This window comes from Bacillus sp. FJAT-28004, from assembly GCF_001280845.1.
In the GTDB taxonomy this organism is placed as follows: Bacteria; Bacillota; Bacilli; order Paenibacillales; family Paenibacillaceae; genus Pristimantibacillus.
The window spans coordinates 114,534-129,264 of record NZ_LGHP01000001.1; the positions used below are offsets into that span (position 1 = coordinate 114,534).

The window sequence follows — 14,731 nt, forward strand, 5'->3', positions numbered from 1 at the left end:
TGATGACAAATGATAATAAAGAAATATTTGCCGCCCAAAATCGTGAGCAAGTACTGAAGCAAATGCAGCAATCACAGCTGGATGTACTCGTCATTGGCGGAGGAATTACCGGTGCGGGTATCGCCCTTGACGCTGCTGCGCGCGGAATGAAAGTAGCCCTTGTGGAGATGCAGGATTTTGCAGCGGGGACATCGAGTCGTTCGACTAAGCTGGTTCACGGCGGTTTGCGTTATTTGAAACAGTTAGAGATAGGTGTCGTAGCAGAGGTCGGCAAGGAGCGGGCTATCGTATACGAGAACGGGCCGCATGTCACGACACCGGAATGGATGCTGCTTCCGCTTTATAAGGGCGGCACCTTCGGTAAGTTCTCGACATCAATTGGTTTGCGCGTTTACGATTTTCTTGCTGGCGTCAAAAGAAAAGAGCGTCGCATGATGCTGAACGTAGAGGATACGCTGTTTAAGGAACCGCTTTTGAAGCGGGATGGCCTAAAGGGCAGCGGATATTATGTGGAATACCGTACGGATGACGCGCGGCTTACGATAGAAGTGATGAAGAAAGCGGTAGAAACCGGCGCTTTGTCGGTCAACTATGCCAAGGTAGAGACGCTTCGTTATGGCAAAGACGGTAAAATAACAGGTACGTTGGTTAAAGATATGATTAGCGGCGCTGAATACGAGCTGAAGGCGACTAAAGTCATTAATGCTACCGGGCCTTGGGTCGATGATATTCGTGAAATTGACGGATCGAAGAAGGGCAAAACCCTCCGTCTGACGAAAGGTGTTCATGTGGTGTTCGACCAGAGTCGTTTCCCTTTGCGTCAAGCGGTCTACTTCGATACGCCGGATGGCCGCATGGTGTTTGCGATTCCACGCGCTGGAAAAACATATTTCGGTACGACAGATACCAACTATAAGGGCAATACCGTTAACCCCGTTATGACACTGGAGGATCGCACTTATTTACTGAAAGCCGTTAACTTTATGTTCCCGGATCTGAAGCTTGTCGAAGCGGATGTGGAATCAAGCTGGGCTGGTCTTCGTCCACTGATTCAGCAAGAAGGGAAGTCACCTTCGGAAATATCGCGTCGTGATGAAATTTTTGTATCGGAATCCGGACTGATTTCGATTGCAGGGGGTAAGCTGACAGGTTATCGCAAGATGGCTGAAACCGTGGTAGATAAAGTAGTAGAGCTGCTCGGACAAGAGGGCAGCGGCAATCATTTTACCAAAAGTGAAACAAAGACCATCACGATGTCGGGCGGAGACTTAGGCGGGTCAAAAGGTTTTGAGCCATTTGTTCAGAAAAAGACGGCAGAGGGCGCGCATTACGGTTTTAACAAGGAAGAGTCAGCCTTTCTGGCGCAGCGTTACGGCTCAAACGTGGATCAGCTGTTCTCTCTGGCGCAAAGCACAGGCGCTTGGGCCGAATCATATGAGCTGCCGCTCATACTAGCGGTACAGCTTCGTTACGCCATAGAGGCGGAAATGACAGTGAAGCCGACAGATTTCTTTATTCGGCGGACTGGTGATCTGTTTTTCCGAATCGGATATGTACAGCAATGGAAAACACAGGTTATAGCCGCGATGGCGAATCGTCTGAAGTGGAGTGATGAACAGCGCGCTGCTTACACAGCAGAACTGGAAGAAAAGTTGGTGGAAGCAGTCGAGCCGCTGCGCAGCTAAATGGAAACCGAATAGATTATCTGATAGAAATGGAGGTGCAGAAATGCGTCTCTTTTTTTGTATGCAAAAGGTGTTGCAACATTAGCATAAATTACATATAATAAATTTAATAACATATGAGCATGTATTCATATGTTATGGAAATTCGATTGCATTCATGAAATAGTTGGTTGAGACGCAGACTAATAAAGTCTGTTGGAATGGATTGGGGGAGAGAATTATGAACGGATCACAGGACGAGAAACTAGGGAAATCATTAAAAACAGCAGCCATTGCGGAAAACCATCAACATGATCATGGAGATGGAGCATGCGACCATAACCATAACCATGAAGAGAACGCACCTAAGCATTCTCATGGGAATCACAGCCATCACGGTCACCACCATGGTCACTCGCATGGTCATGGTCATCATGGACATTCTCATGCTCCGAACAATAAAGCGGGACTGCTGATCGCACTTATTATTACAGCAGGTATTATGGTTCTGGAGTTTGTAGGGGGACTTGTAACCAACTCGTTGGCGCTATTGTCTGATTCAGGGCATATGCTAAGCGACACAGCGGCACTGGCGTTAAGCTTGGCAGCAATGTGGATTGCCGTGCGTCCAGCTTCTTCTAATCGCACTTATGGATTTCATCGTTTTGAAATATTGGCAGCCTTGTTTAATGGCATTACACTGTTCGTTATCGCCGCGTTTATCATTGCGGAGGCAATCAAGCGGTTCGGTGAACCGCCGACCGTCGCGAGTGGCTCGATGATGATTATAGCTGGCATTGGATTGCTGGCTAATGTAGCAAGTGCATGGTTTCTTATGCGGAAGGCGGATGTGAAGGACAATCTAAATGTTCGCAGTGCGTATCTGCATGTCATCGGAGATGCCATTGGTTCAGTAGGCGCGATCGTTGCCGGCATTCTGATGTATTTATTCTCGTGGTATATCGCTGATCCGATCATTAGCGTAGTGGTTGCCCTTCTTATTTTGCGAAGCGCATGGGGAGTGATTAAATCAACCGTTCATATTCTAATGGAGGGGACGCCAGCTCATGTGAATGCTGAGCAGGTTAAAGAAGCACTGCTAGACATTCAAGGTGTCAAAGACGTTCACGATCTTCATATTTGGACGATTACTTCAGGAATAGACGCCTTAAGCTGCCATCTTGTTGTTGAGGATGCGAAGGATTGCCAAGTAATTCTTCAGGAGGCGATTCAACATCTGGCTGACAGGTTCCAAATTGAACATTCGACGATTCAAATCGAGAAATCGCAATTGAAGCACCCTGCTTGTAAGGTATAGATACGGTTATCGTAAAATAGGGCTGTCACTTCAGTAGGATGATCTACTTTGGTGACAGCCCTATTTTTAGGTTGATGATTTACGACTAGACTGCTTCAATAGCCGATTTCGTTTTGTACACTTGTAAGCCAATTAAGAAGGATACGACCCCCCACATGACCATAATACCGATACCGATCCAGAATGAGGTTGAAATAATACCTGAATTGTAAATGAGACCATCCCGCATGCCCTCTACGAAGTAAGTGAGCGGCAAGATTTGTGCAACAGGCTGCAGCCAGTTCGGCATAACTTCGAGTGGGATAAACACACCACTTAGAAACATCATGAGCATGCTGGCAATGTTGGACATGCCCATATAAGCCTCTATGGATTTGCTGAATGAAGAGAATAAATAGCCCATCGCATTAAATACTAAAGCACCCGCAAAGAAAGCAATGACCAAGCTGAATACATTAATATGAAGATTCGCGCCAAAACCGAATACACCAATCAAAGTTAAGATAACAATTTGAAACACTCCGAGTATGAGTTTTACAACTACGCCTGCAAGTCCGTAAAGGCCCATTTTGGCAGGGGTCATGCGAAGCCGTTTCATGAGTCCCTTCCTGCGCATCTCGACAAGACTGACCATGCCGAACAGTCCGCCTTGCGCAAGGGTTAAACCGATCATGCCTGTAAGCAGGAAGTCTGCATAATTTAAATCTTCTGAGCCCTGTGAAATACTTTCTCTAGCTAAGCTGAATGTTGGCGTTGCGTTGGCAACAGTCCAATTCGTCTGCTGAATAAATTGGTCCAAAATGCCGGCAATAGCTTGCGTTGTTGCGCCTTGCTCATTTGCTTTGTTTACAACAAGCTGCATCGTGGTGGAGCTATCCGATTCAGGTAAAATAATGAGCGCGTCAATATCTTGTTTCTCAATGAGCGTGTTGCCAGCTTCCTTGGTGATAGGCTGCTCTTCTTTGAACTCGAATACAGGAATCTGGCGCAGCTGTTCGAGCAGCATGCTCGAATTTGCATTCGGCTGCGAATCGACAACAGCAATCGTAGCTTTAAAGCTATCGGATGAGCCTCCTCCAAAAATAACCATAAACAATACCATTAAAATAATCGGAAAAAAGATGTTCCAAAACCATACTTGTTTTTCACGAAACATCATTTTGATTTGGGCGCTAAACATTTTGGAAAATTGCTTGGTGCTGTTCATTTAATCCCTCCATTCCTTGCCGGTGAAGGCAATGAATACATCTTCCAGACTCATTTCACGAATAGAGATTTGCTCGACGCGAAAACCACGGTCTTTTGTAAATCCGAACAACTCATATAACGTTTCTTCAGGCTGGGTCGTCCATAGCTGGAGAGAAGCTCCTTCACGATTTGTTCGGACGACTGCGGAATGGAGAATGGCAACTTTCTCTGTCTCAATAGCCGCATCAGCACCGTCAACAAAGGTAAGTCTGACCTCGCGTTCATTCGTGAGCCGATCAATAAGAGCAGCTGGCGTATCTAACGTGACGATTTTTCCTTGATCGACAATACATACGCGGTCACTTAGCTTTTCGGCCTCCTCCATATAATGGGTAGTAAGGATGGTTGTTTTGCCAAGCTCCTTCAGCTTGAGGATGATGTCCCATATATTCCGTCTTGCTTGTGGATCAAGTCCTGTTGTAGGCTCATCGAGAAAAATAATCATAGGATCATTGATCATTGCGAGTCCGATAGCAAGCCGTTGTTTCTGTCCGCCGGAAAGTTTCCTGACCTGCTTGCTGCGCTGATCAGTGAGATTAATCATTTCGAGCACATCTGCTGCTGGCCGGGACTTTGGGTAAAAGGTAGCGAACAAATCTAAGTTTTCTTCCACCGTCAGCAAATCGAACAAAGCGCTAGATTGAGGCTGAACGCCGATGGACACCTTAATTTGTTCACTGTTTTTCGTCCAATTTAAAGGGCCAAACTCGATTTGGCCGGCATCAGGATTTTGCAGCCCCTCAATCATTTCAAGAGTAGTCGTTTTTCCTGCGCCGTTTGGACCGATGATGGTAAACACTTCTCCAGCCTCGACGGTGAAGCTAATACCGGCTACAGCGCTGACTGATCCAAAGCTCTTTTGCAAATTGCGCACCTCTAATACGGGCATTATGTAACCTCCTTAAGTTTTGTGAAGAAAGCATACGCTTGTTTTGTGAAGCAAAACTCACTTCGAAAGCATATGCTTAGTTTTGTGATACAAGGGTTCCGTTGGGATTGATCTGTTACAATAATTTTAACCGTATCCATTTTATGAGAGTACCGTCTTAAGCATGCTTCGGACTCCGTCTTAAGGCGGAGAGTGTGGGTGCGGAGTTTTTGAGAACGATCAGTTCGATGACATAAGAGCAGTTGACCTCAGGTGCATATTGATAGCGCAGGGTAACTCAGAAGTATTGTGAAATATTTTGGATATACATGTTGACTTACATGACTTATGCAGATCATGAGATTTATTGGTAATTGCGAGAATCTATGCTTGAATAAACCGGCCACATCGTCATGGAGAGATCTCTTGGTCAAAAAGTAGAAATAAAGCTTGCAAAGCGGTTTACCTCTTTGTCAAACTCAATGTAGATTCGTTCGAAGCCTTCTTGGTTTCTTGTTCAAACCTGGCAACGAGTTTTGAAGAGTCCGCGAACCATTTCGCCGTGGGTGCAGCTCTCATCACTTTTCTAAAGACAATTTTGCGACTAAATAAGTACTTATAAAAACTGACCTGAATTGGAGGTTAAAATGTTTGAATACTCATAGTAATCCAAGAGATGGAGCAACTCTTATTTGGGTACCATCTGGAACATTCATGATGGGAAGCAATGAATTTGAAGTTCGGCAACTTTGGACAAAGAATGAATGGCATGAAGAGTGGTTTAATGCTCAAGTTGGAGGCAAGGATTGGGTTGGGGAGTTATTTTGTCATGAAGTTGAAATCAATGGGTTTTGGGTTTATCGTGATTTAATAACGATTGGACAAAATTATCTTTTTATGCAAGACACTGGACACCCTGCACCGGTTGATAATACGATTCACAGTCGACTGAACAGTGCTTGGCATGATGGGAAACCCGTTGTAGGAACAGAGAATCTTCCTCTAAGTTCGGCTTCTTGGGAAGATGCAGTGGCATATTGTGATTGGGCGGGAGTAAGACTGCCATATGAAGCTGAATGGGAGTATACAGCTAGAGGACCGGAAGGCCCTTGGGGAGATTCATTAGATCTACATGATTGCCGATGTGGAGACACTGTTGCAAATAAGTTCTTCAGGTCTAATGAAGAATGGCGTCTTTGGTTGATCGGGAGTGGTGGAGATTCTATTGTAATAAAAATGTGGGAGGAGTCCGATGAAACGGAATAATCCGGCTTCTCATTTGAAAGCGCTTATCGAATTGTTCGATCGGGAATGGCACCAGGTTTCTTTTCCTTCATTCGGTTTGTGGAGAAACAGAGGCTGGGATGGCGCGGGGGCCGGATTCGAGTTGAACTACTACACGCGGGGAGAAAATACGGTCATTCAAGACAAGCTCACGTTGAACGTCAGGCAAGGTGATCTCCTCTTCGTGCCGAACAATGTCCGACATAGTTACTGTGACGATGGTTCGTTCGACTTGTATTACTTGTTGTTCCAATTCGATCGTCCGGAATTGAACGAGCGGATGCGCCAGCTGTTCGATCAATTGGAATTCTGGGCAACCTCGTTGCAGATGCCGACGCTGCAAGCGGACTTTCGCGCGCTGATCACCGAGCTCCGCATGGATCGACAAATATCGGTCATGGCCAAACAATATTTCCTACATATATTCGTGAAGATATACATGGACCAGACGGAGAGCGCCGGATACCGCAACAAACAAGAGCAAATCGTGAAACTCGTCATTGAAGATATCCACGAGAGGCTTGATGCCGGCGGCAAAATACTGTTGCCGGACTTGGCCGTCCGCCATTCGCTGAACGAACGGTACTTAAACCAAATATTCAAATCGGTGACGGGATCGACGCTCGGAAAGTACATCCTTTCTATTCGGATCGATGGCGCGAAACGCTTGCTTGAAACGACCTCGGTGTCGATTACCGAAATCGCGATATTAAGCGCGTTTTACGACGGGGCGCATTTCTCCAAAGCTTTCAAACAGAGCGAGAAGGTGACGCCGCAGGAGTATCGCGAACAACATTCTTACGTGCATATGCATTTCGATCAATCCTAATTCTCGTAAATATGGATAAAATAACAATAAACCCCTGACTTGAAGAGGCCACTGAAGAACTTGTGATTTTGTCGGAGCAGCTAGAAGGTACGAAACAAAAAGACGACTGATATCCCAATTTATGGGTTATTGGTCGTCTTTTCGCTGTCAAAGCAGGTCGGCTTGAATGGCTTCTTACTTCATCAGCTTCAATATTCTCTTTAGATTTACGGTAAAGATCGCCTTCGCGCCTTGTAACTCCATGCCAACAAGACCCGAAGATGACGCTACGTCATACCCGTGTCTGTGTTTGAGTTCGTTACGGACCGCCATATGGCTGGCTTTGCACACATACATGCCGGCATCTTTATTAAACAGGAATTTATCTTCCTTCTTGCGATTCCCTTGTGTAATTACTGTGTTGAGTTTAGCCACCAATACAATGTCATTATCGTTGCTGTACTTAAAATTATCTCTTTCCGAATAGGCGGTGTCTCCGATTACCGTTTTGATACCGGTTGCCTTGCTTTTTTCGATCAACGTCCGCAGTTGTTTACCGTTTCTTTCAACAGATTGAGCGGTTCTTTGATTTTTGGAAGCTCGCAAATTCCGCCTTCTGCTTCAAGCACGGCGATAAGTTTTGGATAGTAGGCGATTTCAACTTCAAGCACGTCATATGGGTAGCGTGAGGGCTTTTTCAGTGCCCTCGACGTGAAGGGGTTTATTTTTCTTACAATTTTACAAATGATGCTATTTTCATACAATACGCAAGAATAAAACGTGAACTATAATGCAGTCATGTAAAGGCGATAGCAATTAAAAGAAGGGCTGAGCGAAGATCAGTCGATAAATGCTTCGCCTGTTCGTAAGCGTTTTCAAAAAAGAAGAAGTGCGGGTCGGAAAGGCTTGCACAGGGGGGCAACTTTATGAAGTCGAAGAGTATAGTTAAGCCGCTTTCGCTTGCATTATGTTTATCGCTTTCTTTAACGATGGCTGCATGCAGTAAAGGTAATGAAGATTCCGGAAATGAAAACGCTACCAAAACGTCCGAATCATCGAAGCCGCAGGCGCTCGATCCGAACGCGGATCCAGTGAAAGATCCTTTCGGAAAATTTGACCCTCCAATTGAGATAACGACCGTACACCTAGCCAATGAGGTGGCCAGCAACCTGAAAAACGGGGATACGATTGAAAGTAATATTTACACGCGCACATGGTCCGAGAAACTCGGCATTAATATGAAGTTTAATTGGACATCGGCTGGCGGACAGGCCGAAGAGAAGATGAACTTGACGATCGCGAGCGGCGATTTGCCCGATTTCTTCTATGTATCCCCGTCACAGTTCGAACGGCTTGCCGCTGCTGGCCAACTAGAGGACCTTACGCAAGCTTTGACGGACTACGGCACGAAGTATACTAAAAAGTATCTTACGGGCGATTATTCCGGTTTGCTGGAGGGCGTAACGAAAAACGGAAAAGTTTACGGAATCCCTAACGGTCAGACCTATCACGATTCCGGATTTATGCTCTGGATGCGCTCTGACAATGTCGAGAAGGCGGGTTTAGCGATTCCGAAAACGGTCGACGAGCTCGATAAAATACTGGAAGCGTTTAAGAAGAACGACTATGATGGCACGGGCGGAGACAAGTACCCGATCCCGCTTGCAGATGCCAATATTGGCTCGACCTCTTGGGGAATAGGAGACTCATTCTTTAACATGTTCCATTCCTACCCGAATATTTGGGTCATGGACAGCAAGGGCGGGCTGGAAGACGGCATGTTCGGTCCTGAGCACAGGGAGAACACGCGCAAAGCGTTGCTCAAACTACATGATTACTACCAAAAAGGGTACATCCATCCAGATTTCGCGACGTTCGATGATGCGAAATACAACGAAATGCTTGTGAACAGCCAATCCAGCATCGTGTTTGGCGGTCTATGGGATGCATGGTGGCCTCTCAATTTAACATTAGACAAAGATCCGAATAGAAATTGGTTGCCGGTGGCTATTCCTTCCGCCGACGGAGAGAAAGCGAAATCTTCCGTTACGGCTGCTACCGTTCTTGGCATCAGCGTTGCAAGAAAAGGTGTAGCGCATCCGGAAGCACTCGTGAAAATGCAAAATCTGTTCCATGACCTAAACAACAATCCGGACACGATGCAATTCGGTAAATATAACACCGATCCAGTCGATAACGCCGGCATTTTCCTAGCATACCCGATGTCGATTTACAATCCGTCGTTCAATTACGAGGCCCTTAAAGCCGTTAGCAATGCAATGAATACAGGCAATGCCGACGGATTGTCGGAAGCGAACAAACTCTTCTTCAACCAAGCGAAGGCTTATGCCGATTCGAATGATAAAGCGGGCTTCCCAGCCTACTTGTCCTACACGGACAAAGGCAGCTTAGCGGTTGTTGACAGCTACATCCAGAACAAAGCGTTCCAAATGAATGAGTATACGGCAATGCCGACTCAGGAAATGCTCGACAACGCTCCGATTATCAAAAAAGCTTACGATGTAATGTTCCTGAACGTAGTTAAAGGCGGCGATATTAGCCTGTACGACGAGTTCCTTAAACAATATGATGGCTTGTATGCATCCGCGGTCTATTCGGGCATCAACAAATGGTTCGAAGCGAAAAACAAAGACAGCATCCAAAAATGGTTCGAGAGCAAATAAATAAGTCAGACTGCGGATGTGAAACGCATCCGCAGTCCGTATTATAACAAGGCTAATTACGATTCATAGGGGCGAAGATATGAAATTGTTCACGATTCCGCGAAAGCAACTCCCTCTCTACATCATGTTGATCCTGCCGGTTGTCGTTATTTTCATCTATTCGTATCTTCCGATGTTCGGCGTAGTCATGGCCTTTCAACGATTCGAGCCAACGCTTGGCTTCTTTCGTTCGGAATGGGTCGGGCTGGCGAATTTTCATCGACTATTTTTAATTCCCGACGTGAAACAAGTCGTGCTTAATACGCTATATATTGCCTCGATGAAAATCGTTGTCGAAACGATTGCCGCCATTCTCATCGCGATCCTGCTGAACGAGATTATTTCCAAAGTGTTCAAGCGGATGGTACAAACGATTATCTATTTTCCGTACTTCTTGTCTTGGGTCATACTGGGGGGAATCATGAGGGATATGCTCTCTCGGGAAGGCCTGATTAACGTGCTGCTCGGCAAACTGGGCATACATCCGATCGTCTTTCTTTCGGAGTCGTCCTTGTTCCCTTATTTGCTCGTGGGAACGGAACTGTGGCAGGTTACCGGATTTGGAACGATCGTATATCTTGCTGCCATTACGGCGATCAATCCAACGTTGTACGAAGCGGCGGTAATGGACGGCGCCAGCCGATTCAAACAGATTATCCATATTACGATTCCGGGAATGAAGTCGACCATTATCCTCATGGTGACGCTGAGCCTTGGGTATATTCTCAACGCCGGCTTCGAGCAGGTCATTATGCTTTACAGCCCTCTCGTGTATTCGACAGGGGATGTTATCGATACCTGGGTATACAGAATGGGGCTTCAACAGTCGCAATATTCGTTGGCTTCGGCAATCGGACTGTTCAGATCCGTAGTTAGTCTAATATTGATTTCGGCTTCTTATTTTATCGCTCGTAAAATATCGGATCATCGCATTTTCTAGGGAAGGAGGTCATCGTGGTGAGAAGTTCCTTTGGGAGTCGCGTGTTATCGAATATCAACGGATTGTTCTTTATTTTATTTTCTCTCAGTTGCGTCGTCCCGATGCTTCACGTGCTTGCCGTTTCGTTAAGCGCGAGCAGCGCGGTTACGGCTGGTGAAGTATTGCTATGGCCGGTAGACTTTACGTGGAAGTCGTACGACTATATTCTGCAAGCGGCCGAATACTGGCGCGCGATGTGGGTATCTGTGATCAGGGTCGTGTTAGGCACGTTAGTCAGCTTGATGCTGACGACTCTGATGGCCTACCCGTTATCCAAAAGCAAAGAATCGTTCAAGCATCAGCCATTCTTCGCATGGTACCTTGTCATTACAATGTTATTTTCCGGCGGATTGATTCCCGTCTTTATGATTGTGAAATATACGGGCATACTCGACTCCGTCTGGTCGCTTGTTTTGCCGGGAGCGGTATCGGTATTTAACGTATTGCTGCTATCGAACTTTTTTCGCAATATCCCTAAGGAAATCGAAGAGTCGGCCTTTATGGACGGGGCGGGGCATTTTAGAATTCTGATGCGGCTTTACTTGGCGCTGTCCTTGCCGATTCTGGCGACGTTAACCGTGTTTAGCGCGGTAGGACACTGGAACGCCTGGTTCGACGGATTGATCTATATGAATGACCAGAAAAACTATCCATTGCAATCGTATTTGCAGACGATCATGGTCAAGCCCAATACACAGGTCATGACGCAGGCATACGCCAAGCTGATGAACAGTGTGTCCGACCGGACGATCAAAGCGGCGCAGGTATTTATCGCGACTTTGCCGATTCTGTGTGTCTATCCGTTCCTGCAAAAATACTTTATTTCCGGCATGATGATCGGTTCCGTGAAAGAATAGCTCTTATGTTCGAACACCCCCCCACCAAGTGTATATTGGGCAAGTTTGAATGGCTTGAACATAATCGCTAGCAAAGCATCTTTAGCAGCCAAGTCGGGAGAATGGGATCAAGAATTTATTGGTTAACCACGTTTTGAATGAAAAAGTCACTCAGATGAGTGACTTTTTTTAAGCATTTTTCAATGGTACGATGTTAGTGACCAAGTAATTATTTTATATAGAATCTTGTCCAATAAAAAGACCTTAGAACAGTGGACTGAACTAAGGCTAATAATAGTATTTTTGGTTCTCTTATTTTGACTTTTTAAGTTTTAAACCGTGAGTCTTGTTTATCGCATCCAAATCTTTTTGCGGAAGAGCATCAATATATTCTTGAGGTACAATAAGTCCCTTTTCGATATATTTGTTAATACGTGTCACAAGTTCCTTGGCTATTAAACTATTTGCCTCAGGCTTATCTTTCAATTTTGGTGCTACCCGATTTCCATTCTTATCAAAAGATTCAATAGTCCCATCTTGATACATAACGCTAATGAAACAAGTATAATCTCGTCCTCAAATAGGAAATGTTTAGTAACATTAGGGCGATCAAGTGCATCGTAACGGATTGATTTGAAATATTAATGATTATGATTAATTAAATTCGTTATACAAATTATATTTAGTTTATTACTATTAAACTATAACGTGTTTTGGAGGAGATTTTAATGGCTAGTGATATGATTATTGAACAGATACGATCAATTGGAGAACATATTAATGGGCTGTCGGATCTGTTGGTGCAAGTCGTAGAAGATGGTGCGTCAATTGGCTTTCTACCTCCAATGAAGCAATCTGAAGCTGCAATGTACTGGGAGGATGTGTTAAGCCCAGAAGTGATTTTATTCATTGCCAAAATCGATAATCATATCGTTGGGAGCGTGCAGCTGCATCTATGTATGAAGCAAAATGGTGGACATAGAGTGGAAATCGCAAAATTAATGACCCATCCAAACTATCGACTTAGAGGGATTGGTCGTTCACTCATGCAAAAGGCGGAGAGGCGAGCAAGGGACGAAGGTAGAACATTATTAGTTCTCGATACAAGGGATGGTGATCCTTCGAATAACCTGTATACTTCGTTAGGTTTCATTGAAGCAGGACGAATTCCTGATTATGCACAATCTGCAAACGGCCAATTAGATGCAACGGTCTTCTATTACAAGAAGTTGAATTAAATGACATGCTTGATAGGGCAGCCCTCCAGAATCTATATCCTCATAAAGGACTTAATGGTACAATATGGATATCATTCTGTGGAGGAGTTGATCTATTTTGGCAATTAAAAAACCGTTTGGTTATGGATCACTTTCTATCATTTTTCTACTTTCGGGGTTTTTAATAAATTATAAATTTGGGAATGGTTTTATTGTAACTCATTATCTCTTCAATATAATCGGACTAGATAAATATTCAAATGGTACAGATGGTTTCAACTATCCCTTTTTAGCTTCAATACCGTTTTGGTTAGCGACAGTATTGGTTTCGAAAAGGCATATCAATGATTTTGGAGCAGTCGTCAGTAAAATGATTGGCGAGTTCCTGCTTGCTATAAGCATGATTGTTACGATCCATTTTATAATACTCTCAATTTGGATTAAGTTTTAGTGTTAATTACAAAGTTAAAGCATCTCCATTCGCTTGGAAGGTGCTTATTTATGATATTTATGTACAAGAGACACTTAGATCTATTTGATATAATTGATCCATTATATTGAAAAGAGGCGGTTTACATGAAAAGTATCACAGAAGTCTTTTGGGCAGCTTCATTACGTTAATTTCTTCTGAGCCCTGATGTATACACCTATTCCATTCGCTACTTCATCTGTGTTGATCTATAATAATGGGATTATAGCGCTATTGGGAAGCGTAACCAAACGACGACTTAGGTGGTCATATAATCTGAAGGATGATTGATAGGCAATAATAATTTTGTGGGGGAATGTGCAGGTGGCATCCATGGAAATATGTCTAACCGATCTGGTATCATTAGAAATCCATTTAGGAAGTCTCGATACACTTACAAGAATGTCGAGCGGATTTAGCAATGATAATTATTTACTCACAACAAGCCGGGGCAAATACAGAATTAGAGTGCCGCAGTATTCCATTCAGTTAGAGCAACTGGCAGCAGAACAAATGATTTTGAAATGGTCATCAGAAGAAAATAATACGATTGTTCCTCTTCTTTATCTGGATACACTGCCGAATGGTACACATGTAAGTGTATTTCCATTCATTGATGCTGACTCTAAGTTTGATCTGCGTAATGAGCAGCTGGTGTTTAGTGCTGGCAAGGCTTTAGCTGAGTATCATGCCTCTGTTGCAGGGTATGAGGGCAAATTCCCTTGGAAGACGACATTTGAGTCATTCAATTTCGATAGGGTCGACATGGAAGCGTTAAGGAACAGTATTCATGAACAATCGGTATCCGAGTACCCTGAATTTTGGAATGCAGTAGAGAACCTATTGTTTAGAATGAACAAGCTCGGGAAGCAATTGAACGAGGAACCGTATCTTTCATTACCTCATCTTTCGTGCCACGGTGATTATGCGCCCGCTAATCTATTAGCGCTCCAGGATAAAGTAGTCGGAATTATCGATTTCGAGTGCAGTCGCCGGGAGCCGAGAGTACATGATTTATCCTCCTTTTTGCTAGCTTTGCAGGAAGATGAGCGATATGAAGAGTCCATGTCATCCTGGTTTCTGAACGGGTACCAGTCCGTTATCACTCTGTCGGGAATTGAACTGGAATTGATTCCTGTCTTTCAAATGATGCGTTCTTTGGAAGCAGCCAAACGTCATTTTATGAGAGTCATTCAAGGAGAACATCACGTACATGCTGGCTTAGTGATGTATTGGGATCGTAAGACTTCTAAACTCTGAGTTTGGATTCAATTCGGAACGTAAGAAAAAAGAGACCCTTAGGGGTCTCTCAAATGA

General features: G+C 44.5%; 13 protein-coding genes and 1 pseudogene. 10 read left to right on the top strand and 4 right to left on the bottom strand.

What is annotated here, in order from left to right; translation table 11 throughout:
* Positions 1-2 precede the first annotated feature (2 nt).
* Together AC787_RS00480 and AC787_RS00485 are read left to right on the top strand one after the other, a co-directional pair.
* Complete coding sequence (locus AC787_RS00480) at positions 3-1,685, top strand: glycerol-3-phosphate dehydrogenase/oxidase (protein WP_054022993.1); 1,683 nt, start codon at positions 3-5, stop codon at positions 1,683-1,685.
* A gap of 220 nt (positions 1,686-1,905) precedes the next feature.
* Positions 1,906-2,982: a cation diffusion facilitator family transporter gene (locus AC787_RS00485; RefSeq protein ID WP_082360572.1), complete on the top strand. Its 1,077-nt coding sequence runs from the start codon at positions 1,906-1,908 to the stop codon at positions 2,980-2,982.
* An 85-nt stretch (positions 2,983-3,067) separates the two neighbouring features.
* Here AC787_RS00485 and AC787_RS00490 read toward each other — a convergent pair whose 3' ends face one another.
* On the bottom strand, positions 3,068-4,189 hold the full coding sequence (locus AC787_RS00490; protein ID WP_054022994.1) for an ABC transporter permease: 1,122 nt from the start codon (positions 4,187-4,189) through the stop codon (positions 3,068-3,070).
* A complete protein-coding gene (locus tag AC787_RS00495) occupies positions 4,190-5,119 on the bottom strand; it encodes an ABC transporter ATP-binding protein (RefSeq protein ID WP_054022995.1) in 930 nt (309 codons plus the stop codon).
* 630 nt (positions 5,120-5,749) lie between these two features.
* Between AC787_RS00495 and AC787_RS00500 the strand changes: the two genes are divergently transcribed.
* Both AC787_RS00500 and AC787_RS00505 read left to right on the top strand, forming a co-directional pair.
* Positions 5,750-6,364, top strand: coding sequence for a formylglycine-generating enzyme family protein (locus tag AC787_RS00500; protein ID WP_054022996.1), 615 nt, complete (start codon positions 5,750-5,752; stop codon positions 6,362-6,364).
* A complete protein-coding gene (locus AC787_RS00505) occupies positions 6,351-7,211 on the top strand; it encodes an AraC family transcriptional regulator (protein ID WP_054022997.1) in 861 nt (286 codons plus the stop codon). The genes AC787_RS00500 and AC787_RS00505 overlap by 14 nt, the downstream gene beginning before the upstream one ends.
* A 174-nt stretch (positions 7,212-7,385) precedes the next feature.
* On the opposite strand, the pseudogene AC787_RS00510 reads toward AC787_RS00505, so the two are convergent.
* Positions 7,386-7,751 (bottom strand): annotated as a pseudogene (locus tag AC787_RS00510) (IS5/IS1182 family transposase); the annotation flags it as partial.
* A 365-nt stretch (positions 7,752-8,116) separates the two neighbouring features.
* Between AC787_RS00510 and AC787_RS00515 the strand changes: the two are divergent.
* The 3 genes from AC787_RS00515 to AC787_RS00525 all read left to right on the top strand — a co-directional run bounded on the left by AC787_RS00515 (position 8,117) and on the right by AC787_RS00525 (position 11,749).
* The gene (locus AC787_RS00515; RefSeq protein WP_054022999.1) at positions 8,117-9,874 is read left to right on the top strand and encodes an extracellular solute-binding protein; all 1,758 of its coding nucleotides are present in this window, start codon (positions 8,117-8,119) and stop codon (positions 9,872-9,874) included.
* 79 nt (positions 9,875-9,953) lie between these two features.
* Positions 9,954-10,853: an ABC transporter permease gene (locus tag AC787_RS00520; protein WP_054023000.1), complete on the top strand. Its 900-nt coding sequence runs from the start codon at positions 9,954-9,956 to the stop codon at positions 10,851-10,853.
* Between the two features lie 17 nt (positions 10,854-10,870).
* Positions 10,871-11,749: a carbohydrate ABC transporter permease gene (locus tag AC787_RS00525; protein ID WP_321166092.1), complete on the top strand. Its 879-nt coding sequence runs from the start codon at positions 10,871-10,873 to the stop codon at positions 11,747-11,749.
* A gap of 291 nt (positions 11,750-12,040) precedes the next feature.
* Here the strand turns inward: AC787_RS00525 and AC787_RS33995 are convergent, their stop codons facing one another.
* Positions 12,041-12,214, bottom strand: a complete 174-nt coding sequence (locus AC787_RS33995) for a hypothetical protein (protein WP_161807500.1) — start codon at positions 12,212-12,214, stop codon at positions 12,041-12,043.
* A 242-nt stretch (positions 12,215-12,456) separates the two neighbouring features.
* Here AC787_RS33995 and AC787_RS00535 point away from each other — a divergent pair, with 242 nt between their 5' ends.
* The 3 genes from AC787_RS00535 to AC787_RS00545 all read left to right on the top strand — a co-directional run bounded on the left by AC787_RS00535 (position 12,457) and on the right by AC787_RS00545 (position 14,674).
* The gene (locus AC787_RS00535; protein ID WP_054023003.1) at positions 12,457-12,966 is read left to right on the top strand and encodes a GNAT family N-acetyltransferase; all 510 of its coding nucleotides are present in this window, start codon (positions 12,457-12,459) and stop codon (positions 12,964-12,966) included.
* 97 nt (positions 12,967-13,063) lie between these two features.
* Complete coding sequence (locus tag AC787_RS00540; protein WP_054023004.1) at positions 13,064-13,396, top strand: hypothetical protein; 333 nt, start codon at positions 13,064-13,066, stop codon at positions 13,394-13,396.
* 351 nt (positions 13,397-13,747) lie between these two features.
* Positions 13,748-14,674, top strand: a complete 927-nt coding sequence (locus tag AC787_RS00545) for a phosphotransferase (RefSeq protein WP_054023005.1) — start codon at positions 13,748-13,750, stop codon at positions 14,672-14,674.
* The last annotated feature ends 57 nt before the right edge of the window (positions 14,675-14,731 follow it).